11 protein-coding genes are annotated in these 15427 nt (G+C 33.0%); 3 read left to right on the plus strand and 8 right to left on the minus strand.

Annotated elements, in window-relative coordinates:
• Positions 1-8: 8 nt before the first annotated feature.
• The 4 genes from BXU10_RS06260 to truA form a co-directional block, all read right to left on the minus strand.
• Positions 9-2603 carry a zinc-dependent metalloprotease gene (locus tag BXU10_RS06260; RefSeq protein WP_078226615.1) on the minus strand — a complete coding sequence of 865 codons (2595 nt, stop codon included), beginning with the start codon at positions 2601-2603 and terminating at the stop codon, positions 9-11.
• A gap of 79 nt (positions 2604-2682) precedes the next feature.
• Positions 2683-4263, minus strand: coding sequence for a histidine kinase (locus BXU10_RS06265; protein ID WP_078226616.1), 1581 nt, complete (start codon positions 4261-4263; stop codon positions 2683-2685).
• A gap of 22 nt (positions 4264-4285) precedes the next feature.
• A complete protein-coding gene (locus BXU10_RS06270; RefSeq protein ID WP_078226617.1) occupies positions 4286-6040 on the minus strand; it encodes an ABC transporter ATP-binding protein in 1755 nt (584 codons plus the stop codon).
• Positions 6041-6120: 80 nt separating this feature from the next.
• A complete protein-coding gene (truA, locus tag BXU10_RS06275) occupies positions 6121-6855 on the minus strand; it encodes a tRNA pseudouridine(38-40) synthase TruA (RefSeq protein ID WP_078226618.1) in 735 nt (244 codons plus the stop codon).
• Between the two features lie 462 nt (positions 6856-7317).
• On the opposite strand from truA, the gene BXU10_RS06280 reads away from it, so the two are divergent.
• Together BXU10_RS06280 and BXU10_RS06285 are read left to right on the plus strand one after the other, a co-directional pair.
• Positions 7318-9240 (plus strand): SPFH domain-containing protein, encoded by a 1923-nt coding sequence (locus BXU10_RS06280; protein ID WP_078226619.1) that lies wholly within the window; start codon positions 7318-7320, stop codon positions 9238-9240.
• A 170-nt stretch (positions 9241-9410) separates the two neighbouring features.
• Complete coding sequence (locus BXU10_RS06285) at positions 9411-9908, plus strand: metallophosphoesterase (protein ID WP_031455748.1); 498 nt, start codon at positions 9411-9413, stop codon at positions 9906-9908.
• A 22-nt stretch (positions 9909-9930) separates the two neighbouring features.
• Here BXU10_RS06285 and BXU10_RS06290 read toward each other — a convergent pair whose 3' ends face one another.
• Positions 9931-11613, minus strand: a complete 1683-nt coding sequence (locus BXU10_RS06290) for an ATP-binding protein (RefSeq protein ID WP_078226620.1) — start codon at positions 11611-11613, stop codon at positions 9931-9933.
• A 188-nt stretch (positions 11614-11801) separates the two neighbouring features.
• Here BXU10_RS06290 and BXU10_RS24965 point away from each other — a divergent pair, with 188 nt between their 5' ends.
• The gene (locus BXU10_RS24965) at positions 11802-11963 is read left to right on the plus strand and encodes a hypothetical protein (protein ID WP_180909304.1); all 162 of its coding nucleotides are present in this window, start codon (positions 11802-11804) and stop codon (positions 11961-11963) included.
• Positions 11964-12199: 236 nt separating this feature from the next.
• Here the strand turns inward: BXU10_RS24965 and BXU10_RS06300 are convergent, their stop codons facing one another.
• The 3 genes from BXU10_RS06300 to BXU10_RS06310 form a co-directional block, all read right to left on the minus strand.
• Entirely contained in the window at positions 12200-13888 is a 1689-nt protein-coding gene (locus BXU10_RS06300) for an ATP-binding protein (RefSeq protein ID WP_078226622.1), read from the minus strand.
• Positions 13889-14076: 188 nt separating this feature from the next.
• A complete protein-coding gene (locus BXU10_RS06305; protein ID WP_031455751.1) occupies positions 14077-14739 on the minus strand; it encodes a response regulator transcription factor in 663 nt (220 codons plus the stop codon).
• 165 nt (positions 14740-14904) lie between these two features.
• Positions 14905-15315 (minus strand): DUF4293 domain-containing protein, encoded by a 411-nt coding sequence (locus BXU10_RS06310; RefSeq protein ID WP_031455752.1) that lies wholly within the window; start codon positions 15313-15315, stop codon positions 14905-14907.
• Positions 15316-15427 lie beyond the last annotated feature (112 nt).

The raw sequence follows: 15427 nt of genomic DNA on the forward strand, positions 1-15427 counted from the left end.
GGTATTTATTAAAAGGTTGTATTATTCAGGGCTTTTTCGATTCGTTGTATCAAATCGAGGTAATGGTTTTGGGTGGATAGATCTCCTGTACTCTTTTTTAGTTTTACTAACTGTAGCACTTTTGTTAATTCTCCTTTTTTATCTGAAGTTACTTCTGTAACTCTTTTTAAGAAAGAATTATTAATGTTTCTCGCCATATGTGCATCATTTAAAGAACATAAATGAGGCATTTGTAATGTTTCTTGTATTTGGATTGTTTTTTTAGCATCCGTTTTTTCAAATAATTTATTTGTCGAAACAATTAAAACATCTACATAATTCTTTTGTGTCATACGCTCCAGAATAGTAAGTGATTTGTTTTGGATAGTTCCTAAAAATACATTCTGATGCATTTTTTTAAACAACTCATTTACGGTAAAAACTTTCTCATTGGTTTTATTTCGCTGGTATAACTCATTTTCTGTCATTCGAAGCAAACGATCATCACTGAATAAACTATAGATAACATCATATTGTAATCCTCTTGACAGTGTGTATGGCGTGTACTCATAAGGCCCAAGAGGAGAATCTTTCAGAGGATTTGTTTTGTCTGTAATGTCATTGAAAAACAACCACTGCGGAATCGTAAGTACATTTTTAGCTAAATAATCGGCTGCTCTTTTTTGCATTGCTGCAGGAACCGGAACATAACTTTGTTTGTTATCGCCGTGAACAGTTGTGTTTAAGTAAATACCGCCAATATTGGTCAATACATGACCATTGTACGTTTGCCATTGTCCGATAGCTTCAATATATAGTTTACCGGTTTCGTAGTAAGACTGATCTTTATCGTAGGTCCAGTTTAAGATATTATCTACAACACGTTTTAAGTTTTTCAAACCGTATTCGCTTGCTTTTACAGCATCGTTTCCTAAATCTTCAGACTGTGAACGAGGGTCAATTGCAGCACCTTGCTGCTCACCATAAAAATAAATCGGGTCGTTTTGATGTTTTGTAATAGCTTCGTTTAGTCTTGCCGTTTCATTTTCGTTCGGACCGTACCATCTGTAGCCCCATTCGATTGCATACTTGTCGTACTCACCAATTTTTGGGGTAATTACAGTGACGTTATCTTCCGGCTGTGCTACATAATTGTATCGGGCATAATCCATGATAGAAGGAGCAGTGCCGCCCATTTTTGCCGTAAATTCTTTAGAACGTAAAGACTCAACATCATAAGCAAAAGAAGCACCCATATTGTGTTTTAAACCAAATGTGTGTCCAACTTCGTGAGACGATACAAAACGAATCGCTTCACCCATGTGTTCATCACTAAATTTGTTTCCTCTTGCTTTTGGGTCGATTGCCCCAGTCTGAATACGCATCCAGCTGTGAAGCGAAGTCATAACATTGTGCCACCAGATAATATCGGCCTCGATAATTTCACCGCTTCTTGGATCAACTACAGATGGTCCCATAGCATTCGCTTTTGGAGATGCGGCATACGTAATAACCGAATAACGTACATCATCAACGTCAAAATCTAAATCTTGCTTAGTAGGTTCTTTTGCTGTGATAGCATTTTTAAAACCGGCTCTTTCAAAAGCGGCCTGCCAATCGTGAACTCCATCAATAATGTATTGTCTCCATTGTTTTGGAGTAGACGGATCGATATAGTAAACGATTGGTTTTTTCGGCTCTACTAATTCACCTTTCAAATAACGTTCTTCATCTTCTTTCTTTGGTTCTAAACGCCAGCGGGTAATCAATTCTTTTTCAAGCATTGCCTGCTGTGCATCGGAAAAATACCAATGCTTTTCGGTAAAGAAGCCAATTCTGTTATCAGAAAAACGTGGTTTCATTGGAGTTTTATCCAATAAAATAATATTACTTGTCACACCAAGCGTAATCGGTAATGCCGGTCCGCCATCACTGATTGAAGTTGTAAGCTGCGATTTTACAACAATGTTTTTAGGAAAAGATTTTAATGCTTCGATATAGGAAAGTTCAGATTTAACAGAACTGCTAAGACCAATGTTGTTCAAAACATCGTTGAAACTTTTTTGTTTTCCGTCGAAAATCTTGTTTACTTTAATAACGACTGCACTCGAATCGTTGTTTTTGGTTTCAATGTCAAAAACTTCGATTATAGATTCAGAGAAATTATCAATTACAGATGCTGTGATGGCATCTTCTTTAGGAGAAGAAACTTTAGGAACATACGATTTAACCCAAACTTTCTTTGCAATAGTATCTTTATAAAAGGAAATGACTTTATTTTCGTAATTCATTCCTTTGTTTAATCCGGATTCGTTGATTTGAAAAGGAACCTGAGATAATTTGTTTACAACCAGGAATTCTCTTTTAAATAAACTATCCTGAATTTCAAAATAGACATCGGTTTTAACCTGAATAATATTGAATAGTCCTTTTTTAATTGTACCCTTTTTTATAAGGTCACTGTATTTTTTTCCTTTTTTTGAGTCAGTAGAATCTTTTTTTATGAGTTCTGTCTCTGCGTCTTTTTTCTTTTTCTTTTGTGAAAGAACCGTCACAGGAATGAACAATAATAAAATTAATAAACAGAATAATTTTACATGATGCAGGAATGCCTTTTCCCTCATTTGTTGTTAATTTTAGGTTAATTTTAGCGCGAAAATATTTCTTTCGTACTCAAATAAAAAAGGAAAGGGAGTGAATGGCTTATTTTTCGGAGTGAATGGATATTAATGGCAGAATACATACGAAATTGCCGTCTTTTTCTGAGGTTTCAAAATTGGTTCTGGAATAAAATGTATAGACACTCGACAGGTATTTTAAGCCAAAATTAGCGCTGGGTTCACTGTGAACCTTTTTTTGAAGATTGTTACTAATAATAACCTGATCTTTCTGAATTAAAATATGTGTAGTCAAAGGATTTTCCTGTGTTGCCATATTATGCTTAATAGCGTTTTCGACCACTACCTGAAAAGCCAGATACGGAATAAATTTTTCCAAAGCCGGTTCGTCTTCAATTTTTATAGAAAAAAACAATTCTTCTTTAAAACGGGTTTGCTGTAAAAAGATATATTTTTCGATAAATAATAATTCATCTTTTAACCTTACTATGTTTTTGGCAGGAGGGTCAATTAAGTAGCGGTAAATGCGGGATAAATTCAGGGTGAATTTCTGCGCGGTTTTAACATCGCTTACCATTAGCATATATAATGAATTGAGCGAATTAAACAAAAAATGCGGATTGATCTGCTCCTTTAATTGCTGAAGCTGGATCAGAGCTTTTTCTTTTACAATTTTTTCGTTCTCAACAAGCAGTCTGTTTTTTTCTTTAATGGCGATTCCTTTTTCCCTGTAGGCACGTCTGTTGGCATAAGAGAATAAATAAAATATTAGCAAAAGCATTACAGTTGTAATCGAATAAATCCAAGTCGAATATTTTTTTATCAGCGTCACATTTTCGTCAATAACATTTTTTGGAAAATTAACGCATATAAACCAATTTGAATTTTTAAGATCTAGTTTTTTTGTAAATCGTATAACATGCAGTCCTAAATATTCAGACATCGTAACTCTTTTTACAAAATCCTGCTTTTTATTAAAAATGGTGTCAATTGATCTGGTAGAAGAAATCTCATAAATATTTTTTCCTATAAAGTTAGATTCCGGGTGATAAATACATCTTCCTGATTTATCAAAAATGAAAGCATAATTTGTTGCCGACCTGGACTTGTCTATTTTAGAAAAATAATCGTGAAGTTTTTTTAAATTGATATCACAACCATAACGAACTACTTTGTTCTTGGAAGTGAGTTTAAAATAAATTCTCCAAACCCATTCTTTTCCCTGCAGAAAAACAGTATTAATATGATGAGTGTTTTTGTTGTTAAGGATAAAGTTTTCGACATCTTTTTTTTCAGTATCAGAAATAGAATCAGTTGCGAGCTGAATTTTTTCATTGTTAATCTGAAACCAGTTATTCACTATCAAAGAATTGGTCGTCTGTACCGAGGATAAAACCTTTAAGTTAGAAGATAAATTCTCCGGATTACTAATTTTTAAAACACGCTTTATTCGGTTTTCCTGCTCCAGCAGTTTTGAAAACTCCTGCGAAAAGAATTCCTGTTTTTTAAGGAAGTTACGCTGCGCTGTCTCTTCATTTGCTTTTTCGGTAAGATCAGTAATCAAATTACTCAATATATACACAGAAGAGACCGTAATAAGAATAGAGACGACTAAGTAAATTACGAAAGCACGTCTGGATGTTATTTTTTTTAATTTAAATTTCAAAAGAAGTATATATAGGAGTGTTCTAATTTGCAACCGAAAATTGCGAGTCGTACAGGTTTTTATAATAACCATTAGCTTTAGTTAATAACTCCTGATGTGTGCCTTGTTCTACAATCATCCCTTTGTCCATAACAACAATTTTATCTGCATTAACAATAGTTGCCAGACGGTGGGCAATAACAATAGAAGTCCGGCCTTTGGTAATGGTTTCTGTAGCGCGCTGAATCAATTCTTCAGAATAGGTGTCGATTGAAGAGGTAGCTTCATCCAAAATCAAAATACTCGGGTTACTCACATACGAACGCAAAAACGCAATTAGCTGCCTTTGTCCGGATGAAAGCATTACACCGCGTTCCTTTACATCAAAATCATAATTATCCGGCAGGCTCATAATAAAATCGTGAACGCCAATTTTTTTGGCAGCATCCAGAACCTGCTCACGGGTAATTTCCGGATTATGCAAAGTAATATTATTATAGATAGTATCAGCAAACAAAAATACATCCTGCAAAACCACAGCAATTTGTTTACGTAAAGATGCCAAGGTATAATTTTCAATATTTTCCCCATCAATAAAAATCGTTCCGCTATTAATTTCGTAAAAGCGATTCAACAGATTTATTATAGTTGATTTTCCGGCTCCGGTCGATCCTACAATGGCAACAGTTTGTCCGGAAGCTACAGACAAATCAATACCTTTTATAACTTCTTCTTCCGGAATATAGCTAAAACGAACTTTCTTAAATTCAATACTGCCTTCAAAAATAGGAGCTTCCAAAGTTCCTGTGTCCTGAATATGATCCTGCGTATCGATAATATCAAAAACACGATTGGCAGCAATCATTCCTAATTGCATCTCATTGAATTTATCCGCAATCTGACGTAACGGATTAAAAAGCATACCTATAAACATGGTATAAGAAAATAAATCTCCAAAAGTGGTAAAATGATCTCCGTTTAAAATTTTAAAACCCCCAAAAACCACAACGAGACCTAAAGCAATCGACGAAATAATATCGGCAATCGGAAAGAAGATTGAGTTGTACAAGATTGTTTTAATCCACGCAACTCTGTGTTTGTCATTTATAGCTCTGAAATTTTCCGCTTCAATTTTCTCCCGGTTAAATAGCTGAACGATTTTCATTCCCGTTACACGTTCCTGAACAAATGAATTCATGTTGGCAATCTGCGTTCTTACTTCCTCAAAAGCTACTTGCATTTTACGCTGAAAAATTCGGGTAACATACACCAGAATCGGCATAGCAACCACAACAATCCAAGTAAGTTTCCAGTTCATATAAAACATAAAAATCAGTACAACAAGCATTTTCATCAAATCACTTATAATCATAAATAATCCCTGACTGAAAATACGCGCAATTGATTCAATATCCGAAACAGATCTGGTAACCAGTTGACCCACAGGGACCAAATCAAAATATTTCATTCTAAAGCTTAAAATGTGTTTGAAAAGCTTATTTCGAATATCTTTTACAATATCCTGTCCCAGCCAATTAGCCCAAAAAACAAAATAAAACTGTGAAAAAACCTCCATCAAAAGTACAGCACCCATTAAAATTATGTATAGAAGCAAGCCCTGCTTATCATGCGTTTTGATATAGCCATCTACAGTTTGTTTCAGTAAATAGGGGCGAAGCGCCGCAAAAACCGACAGCGAAACCGCAAAAATAATAACGCCGTAATAACGCCATTTATAAGGTTTGGTATATTTTAAAATCCGTTTGAATAATCCGGTATCAAATGCTTTTGCTTTCATTTATTTTTAAGCTTTAGGCTTTAAGTTTTAGGCTTTAGGCATAAAGTTGAAGCTTATTGCCTAAAGCCTACAGCTTAAAGCTATATATAGTCGTAATAAATATCAGTTAAATATAATCCATGTGCCGGAACTGAAAAACCGGCTTTTTCTCTGCTTTTGCTGGCAATGATATTTTCAAAATCTGCCAGTGTAATTTTATGTAAACCTATATTAATTAAAGTTCCGACAATCGCCCGAACCATATTTCGTAAAAACCGATTCGCCGAAATGGTAAAAACCAGTTTGCTTTTTTCCTGCTTCCAGTACGCTTCAAAAACCGTGCAATCAAATGTGTTAACATCGGTATTTACTTTCGAAAAACACTGAAAATCGGTATGTTTCAGTAAAATCTGTGCAGCCTCATTCATTAAATCCACATCCAGTTTCTGATTTACATACCAGCTTAATCCTTCTAAAAATGGATTTTTAACCGTATTGATATGATATTCGTAGGTTCTTTTAGTGGCATCAAATCGGCAATGCGCATCATCATGCAGCAATATAATGTCAAAAATTGCAATATCCTTGGGTAAATACGAATTGAGTTTGTGCACCAAAAGCGGAACTTCAATAGGATTTTCAAAATCAAAATGGCCATACATTTCAGAAGCATGAACTCCCGTATCTGTTCTTCCGGCGCCCATTACATTTATTGTAGAATTCAGTAAAACAGAAAGCCCTTTGTTTAAAGTTTCCTGTACTGAAGGGGCATTGGGCTGAAACTGCCATCCATGATAATGGGTGCCGTTATAAGCAAATTGAATAAAATATCTCATTTTAAGGTAGAGGTTCTGAGGTGCAAAGGTACAAAGGTTTTTTCTTTTTAGAGGACAAAGATGCAAAGGTTCAGAGATGCAAAGGTTTTTCGTCTCGTTTATTTTGTAGAGGAGTACAGTAGTGTGTCTAACCCCAGATTAGAAAATCACACTTATATAGGTATAATATTTTGATATAAATGAAAAAATAGATTAATATCAATCAGAATCAAATCCAAAAACAAAAATGGATAGCCATAGTATTTTAGAATCTCATAAACTTTGTTAAAATCCTTTAAAACCTAAAATGCAAATCATAGTTTGTTTGGCTAAAAATCGTGTCAGAAATTGACAATTCCAACGATATAATTAAAACCATTTTTTAACATTTTTAAGCATAAAACGCCAAATGTTAATTTTAAAATTTTTTAATTTTAACAGGAAATATTTCTGTTATGTTTGTAGTCTAAATAACTAATAATCATGAATGAAATTACTTCTTACTGGTGGATAATTTTAATTTTATTTGCCATTGTTTTTTACAAATTTATTTTGCGTGTTTTCTTCGGAATGGTTATCGTTCCAGAAGACAGAATTGGTTTAGTGACCAAAAAATTCGTTCTGTTTGGTGCAGACAAATCATTGCCGGATGGCCGTATAATTGCCACAAAAGGCGAAGCGGGTTATCAGGCACAAACATTGGCTCCGGGTTTGTACTGGGGAATGTGGATCTGGCAATATTCAATCGATATGACCGGATTTACACTTATTCCGGAAGGTAAAATCGGATTGGTTTTAAGTAAAGACGGAAAGGAAATTCCAACCGGACGAATCCTGGCCAGAAAAGTAGAAAGTGACAATTTTCAGGATGCTACAGCTTTCCTGAACAATGGAGGTCAAAAAGGGCGTCAGACGGCTTTTATTACCACAGGGTCATATCGTATTAATACTTTCCTGTTCGAAATTGTAATTGCAGATCAAATCAAGATTTACGAAAACATGATTGGTATCGTAACGGCACTTGATGGAGAGCCGATCCCGCAAGGGCAGATTGCGGGTAAATTTGTCGAAGGACATAATAACTTTCAGGATTTTGATAAGTTTCTTGAACATGGCGGAAATCGTGGTTTACAGCCTCAGGTTATGCTGGCAGGTTCTTATTACATCAATACCTGGGGAATTTTAATTGAGCAAAACCCAATGACTGATGTGCCGATTGGTTATGTTGGTGTAGTGATTTCATATATTGGTGAAGATGGTCAGGATGTTACCGGGGACACTTTCAAACACGGAAATATTGTTTCAAAAGGGCAGCGAGGTGTCTGGATGGAACCTTTTGGACCGGGAAAATATGCCTTGAATAAATATACCACAAAGCTGGAGCCGGTTCCGACAACAAATTTGGTTCTAAACTGGGCAAACGCACGAAGCGAATCGCATGATTTAGACAAAAATCTTTCTACAATTACGGTTCGTTCAAAAGACGGTTTCCCTTTTAATCTGGATGTAGCACAAATTATCCACGTTCCTGCAGCTGAAGCACCAAAAGTAATTGCGCGTTTTGGAAGCATGAATAATCTGGTTTCTCAGGTTCTGGAGCCTACTATTGGTAACTATTTTAGAAATTCGGCTCAGGACAGCGATGTGATTTCGTTCCTGACAACCAGAAAAGAGCGTCAGGAATCTGCTAAAAACCATATAAAATTAGTACTTGATGAATATAACGTAAATGCAGTTGATACCTTAATTGGAGACATAGTTCCGCCAGATTCGTTGATGAAGACTTTGACGGATAGAAAACTAGCCGAAGAAGAACAAAAGACGTATCAAACCCAAAAAATGGCACAGGAACAGCGTCAGGGTATGGAAAAAGAAACTGCGATTGCAGATATGCAGAAAGAGATTGTTCGTGCTTCTCAGAGTGTCGAAATCGCACAAAGAACTGCCGATGCAACCGTGAAAAAAGCAGAAGGGGATGCAACCAGTTTGAAACTGAATGTAAACGCTGAAGCCGAAGCTACAAAAATGCGTGCAAATGCTGAAGCCGAGGCTACAAAAGCCAGAGCAGGAGCACAGGCCGAAGCAACTAAACTAAATGCCAGTGCAGAAGCCGAAAGAATCTCAAAAACAGGTTTAGCTGAAGCCGAAAAGATTATGGCAATTGGAAAATCAACAGCTGAAGCGTATCAGCTTCAGGTGAGTGCAATGGGTGGAGATAACTTTACCCGTTATAAAGTGACCGAAGAAATTGGTAAAGGAAACATCAAAGTAATTCCGGACGTATTAATTTCCGGAAGCGGAGGATCTGATGGTTCTATCAGCGGTTTATTGGGTTTGAAACTAATGGAAATGATGGATACTAAAGACACGAAAGATCTGAAAGACGTTAAAAAGCCAAAGTCCTAAAAAGCAATAATTTATTTTAGGATATAATGTAGAGATGTAAAGCAGTAAGCCTAATTGAATCGTCCTATAAATATAAAAATCCGATTGTAAAAGCAATCGGATTTTTTTGTTGAATAACATAGTATTGAAAATCTCAGTATCTTAGTACCCCAGAATCTTAGTTTCTCAGAATGAAAAAAATCCTCCTTCTTTCCGATACGCACAGTCATATTGATGATACTATTTTAAAATATGTCGCCCAAGCCGATGAAGTATGGCATGCGGGAGATATTGGTGATTTGCATGTTACAGATACCATAAAAAAAATAAAACCGCTGCGCTGCGTTTATGGTAATATCGATGATGCACAGGCACGGTTAGAATTTCCGCTCCACAATCGTTTTCTCTGCGAAGAAGTTTCGGTTTGGATTACGCACATAGGAGGATATCCCGGAAAATATAATCCTGCTATTAAGGAAGAAATGCAAAACAATCCTCCCAAATTATTCATTTGCGGGCATTCGCATATTTTAAAAGTAATGTTTGACAAAAAAAATAATCTGTTACACATGAATCCGGGAGCAGCTGGAAAAAGTGGTTTTCATCAGGTAAGAACGATGCTGCGTTTTGTAATTGAAGGAGACAAAATAAAAGATCTTGAAATTATAGAGATTGATAAGAGAGTTTAACTCAAAACACTAGTTTTTATTACTAATTAATGGGAATCGTTATTTTAATAGAGGTCCCTTCGTTTATTTTTGATTTTACATTAAAATGCCCATTCAGATTGTTTATTCTGGCTTTTATCTGATTAAGGCCAAATCCTTCAACAAAATTAAAATCCTTAATATCAAAACCTTTTCCGTTATCAGTAATTTTAATAACTAATTCATTAGGTTTTTCCGATAACGAAACTTCAGCCCTAGTAGCATCACTATGTTTGATAATATTATTGAGAAGTTCTGAAATGATAAAATAAAGTCTCGTTTCAAAAGTTTCGGTATATCTTTTTTTGTTTGAAATAGTATTAAGGTATTCAAAGTGCAAATTCGAATTTGAGTATTTTTCACATAAATCGTCCAAGGCATATAACAAACCGAAACGAACCAAAAGTGTAGGCAGGAGATCATGGGATAGGTCCCTTACCTTGTCATGTGTTTCGTCCAGGATAAACTTAGTTTTTATGATTTCATCAGGGACAACGCCATTTTGGGATAAAAACACATTTAAGTGCATTCCTGCTGATGATAAGGAGGCACTGATGGTGTCGTGCAAAAACAAGGCAATTTTTTTACGTTCACTTTCCTGTCCGTCTATACTGGCATTAATTATATTTTGGTGTATTTTATTTTGGATATTTTTTATCCTGTTTTTTTGTTTCAGTTTTGTATATTGATAAAAAAAGTAAAAAAGAACCGTTATAATAAGAAATAAAACAACAATTATGGTGAAAATTTTTTTATGACGGGACTGTTCTTCCTGCAATAATTTTTGTTTGTTTTTGTATTCTGTTTCTATTTTATCAACTTCTCGTTTAAATTCGTCTAATTCAAGGTTGACCCCAATCAATTTTGTTTTTTTCTGTTTTGCTAAATCAGTAATTTCATTGGTAAGACGATTAAACTCTAATATGTTTTCATAAGCTTTTTTGTAGTTTTTGTTTTTAAACAAAAAAGCAGCATATTTTTTATGTGTTATGGATAAATCAAATTTTTCATGATTCTTATTGCCTGATTCAATCCCTTTTAAAAAGTATGAATTTGCTTTTACAGTATCATTTATATGATCATTATATACTCCGTTTAGCATGTTTAACGTAACCTCTGTAGATTCATTCCCATATTGTTTAAATTGATTTAGGAATTTTAAATATTGAAATCCCCTGTTAAAATTATTAATCTCAAAGTAGGCCCAGGTAATATTAAGTTTTCTAAAATAAATTACAGATGTGTCAGATGAAATATTGCTGTGCTCAAGAGCTTTTTCATAATGGTATATACCTTTGCTGTATTGTTTTCTGTCGAAAAAATAAATATTCGCCAGATTATTGTTAATCTTAGCTTTATATATATTGTTGTCTGTTTTATTAATATAATATAACGCTTTAACGTAAAATCCTAATGCTTTATCAAGCATGAATAAATCATCAAAATTCGCTCCTATTAAATTGTAACTTCGTCCTATTAAATTATTATCATTGATTTTGATGGCATACTTTAATGCACTTCTCGATTTTGTCAAAGACTTCTCGTAGTTTTTAAGCTTAAAATTTTGGGTAGCATCGTTTAATAAGTTTTCAATACCATCTTTGGATAGCTGTTTATCTTGAGAATAAGTGCTGGTACTGAAACAAATTAGTATAATAATCAATGAAATAATTCGGGTAATATACATTTATGATAGTTTGAAGTGCATTTTTTTAACATTTGTTCAAATGTAATAATAAATTTATTCTTACTAAAAAAAAGTTGTTTTTGTGTAACTATTTAATATTATATTTGTTATAGAAGGTTTTGATTCAAGGTGTTTTTAAACTTAAAAAAAATGATTCAGAAGTATTAACTAAATTTAAACCAAAAATTATGTCAAAGAGATTTTTAGAAGTAGACGAAGTAAGTGATTCCTTCAAGTCAGAAGAAATAATTTTTCTTTTTGCAGATGAAGATGCTGAGGAAAAAAAGAATACAGAAGAAGAAAATGAAGAGGAAACAAAAATTGATAAAGGAGGAAAAGTTGATGTCTAAAATTATATCAGTTAATGTTCCTGCAAGGTCTCAAAAAAGATCTTGCAGGTATCTTATCATCAGTATTCATAACTACAAGGTTCAAAAATCCTTACAGGATATATAATAAATAACAAGTTATTGAATAATCGAACTCAGGTCGAAAAGTATTTTTTTTTTAGTTTTTAAGAATGTGTAAAAATATGAATTCAGTTTTTTGCCATTTCAACAATATATGAACCGGAAAAGAGATTCGTTTAAGCATTTACAGGAACATTAATCATAACAGAAGTTCCTTCATTGATTTTTGATTTTACATCAAATTGGCCATTCAAATTATTTATCCTTGCTTTAATTTGATTAAGACCAAATCCTTCAACAAAATTAAATTTGTTAATATCAAATCCTTTTCCGTTATCAGTAATTTCAATAATCATTTCATTATTATTCTCAATCAATGAAACCTTAGCTTTACTGGCCTCACTGTGTTTTATGATGTTATTTAAAAGTTCTGAAATGATAAAATAGAGTCTTGTTTCGAATTTTTCAGTATATCTTTTCTTTATTGGGATAGTATTGAGGTATTCAAAATGTAAAGTTGAATTTGAGTATTTTTCACATAAATCATCAAGAGCATATAATAATCCAAAACGTGCCAATAATGTAGGGATAAGATCATGTGAAAGGTCTCTGACTTTATCATGTGTTTCGTCTAAAATTAATTTTGTTTTAGTAATTTCAGGAGGAAGGCCGTTGTGTTGGGATAAAAAAACATTTAAGTGCATTCCTGCCGATGATAAAGAAGCACTAATGGTGTCATGTAAAAACAAAGCAATCTTTTTTCGTTCGTTTTCTTGTCCGTCGATACTGGCATTGATTATATTTTGATGTATTTTATTCTGAATATCCTTAATTCTGTTTTTTTGTTTAAGTTTTGTATTTTGATAAAAAAAGTAAAATAATATAAGACTGATTAGAAACAAGGATAAGATGATAGTTGTCATCTTGTTTTTACGGGCGCTTTCAGAATGGAATAATTTTTCTCTTTTTTTGCTTTCAATCCCCATCTTGTCAATTTCACGTTTATATTCATCGATTTCAAGATTAATTCCTGCAATTTTTGCTTTTCTGGCTTTTTCTTCAAGACTGATTTCTTCAGTTATTCGCTGATAAGAACTTAGATTTTTGTAGGCAGTTTCAAAATTTTTATTTTTGAATAAAAATTTTGAATATTCCTGATGTATAAAAGATAAGTCGGTTTTTTCATCATATTTTATGGCATTCTTTATCCCTTTTTTAAAATAGTAATCCGCTTTTAGATTATCTTTTTTATAAGAATAATACATCGCATTAAGCATATCAGTAACGGCAATAGTTGTTTTCATGCCGTATTTATTCTTGTACTTATTGATGTAATTTAGATAAGGATATCCCTGAGCGAAGCGCCCGATGTCAAAATAAGCCCAGGCAATATTAAGTTTGGTAAAAAAAACCTGTGAGGAATCCTTAATTGCCCTGCTGTAGTATAATGATCGTATGTAATAAGAAACTCCTTTTTCATATTTCTTTTTGTCAAAGCAATAAATATTACCAATATTATTGTAAAGCCAGTTTTGAAGTTCTAAATCATTAGATTTTTCTGCATATATTAGGCTTTTTTGATAATAAAACAAGGCTTTTTCAGGTTCGGATATCCCGTCAAAATTAGCGGCAATTATATTATACGCTTTTCCAATTAAATTGTTATCATGTGATAGAAGTGAATGATTTAAAAGTAATCTGGCTTGTATTAACGATTTTTCGTAATTTTCTTTATGAAGGTTGCTAGTAGCTTCGTTATAAAGTTTTAGTAGTTCAATTTTTGTAAAACTCTTTTTTTGGCTTGTAACAGGAATACAAAAAAGTAATATCAGGAAGGCAGTTATAAAATTGCGAAAAACCAACATATTAAAAAATTAGGGGATAAAAATACTGTTTATAAATTTTAAAATCAAGTTACCAAATAATTTAGTGAATTGCTTTCTGAATAATAAACTGATTTTTATTTTAATCTATAAAATTAACTGTGTTCTGATGAATGTTTTTGATTTTGTTATACCTTGAAAAGTGAAGGATTGTATGATTAAGAAATAATTTAAGACTTAATTAAATTATTTTTGATAGCATATTTAACCAGTCCAATAGTATTTTTTGTCTGTAGCTTTTTCATGATGTTTTTACGATGTGTTTCTACAGTATTGGTGCTGATAAACAATTGTTCACTAATTTCCTTTCCGCTGTATTCAAGTGAAATTAGAGTTACAATTTCTAATTCACGTGATGTTAAAATGGAATTTTGAGTGATAAAAGTTTTGTTTAATTTAGGATTGTTTTCTGTAAAAGTGTTGAAGATTTTTTCTCGTACTGAATTGCAAAAATATTCTTCTCCCTGATTAACCACTTCAATGGCTTCAATTATATTTTCGCCTGCACATTTTTTTGTAAGATACCCGCTGGCACCTAAATTCATTACCTCCCTGATAATTTTTAAATCATCATAGCTGGATAAAATGATAACCTTGCAAGGGTATCCTTTTTGATGAAACTCTTTTAAGACTTCTATACCGTCTTTTTCGGGCATACTCAGATCCAGTACCAGGATGTGCGCATTATTAGCTGTTACTTCATCAAAAATATTCAACCCGTTAGAGGATGAGCCTACAATTTCGAATTCAGAAACAGTACTTAATAAATTTGTCAATCCATCAATAAGTACTAAATGGTCATCAGCTAAGTGTATTTTTATTTTATGTGTCATAAATAAATTGAAATAACAAATGCTAAATTATGAAAATTCTACTTATAATATCGAATTTCTGAAATTTATTTTCTTTGTTTGATAGTAAATGTAGCGAATTTTACACAAAAAAACCCGAATCATACAATTCGGGTTCTCTTCGCGCAATAAACTAAGTTTATAGGTTTATCTCAAACGGTCTACAGATTTTACAAGATCTTCGTCCTTTTTGATGGCCTTATTAGCTAGAACTAATAACACGATAGCAACAATAGGAAGAAACATCCCAATACCTTTCTCAGAAGCAGTAGCTGCTTCTCCAGATAAATTTAGTGAACGGTAAACAAATAATCCTAATAAAATTAAATTTAATATGATGTTCAGTCTGCCCATAACAAACTGATTTTGTCTTTTTTTGTATGATATAATACTGATAATGGTTAACATAGTACTTAGGCCTAATAATACAGTATAAACCTGATCCTGCATAAAATAAAACGGCTTCCCATTTATTGTCCAAAGAGGAACAAAAAAAAGTAAAACTCCGGTTACCAAAAAGGTGAGTAGTAAATATATGGTTTGAATTCGTTGTATCATGACCTAAAATTGTTTTACAAAAATATATTTTCTTTTTTATAAATACTATTGTATGATAAAATTTTATTCGTATTATTGCATCATAATACCGTAAGCACTTCATACTGCGGTC

The sequence above is a fragment of the Flavobacterium sp. LM4 genome (genome assembly GCF_002017935.1).
In the GTDB taxonomy this organism is placed as follows: Bacteria; Bacteroidota; Bacteroidia; order Flavobacteriales; family Flavobacteriaceae; genus Flavobacterium; species Flavobacterium chungangense.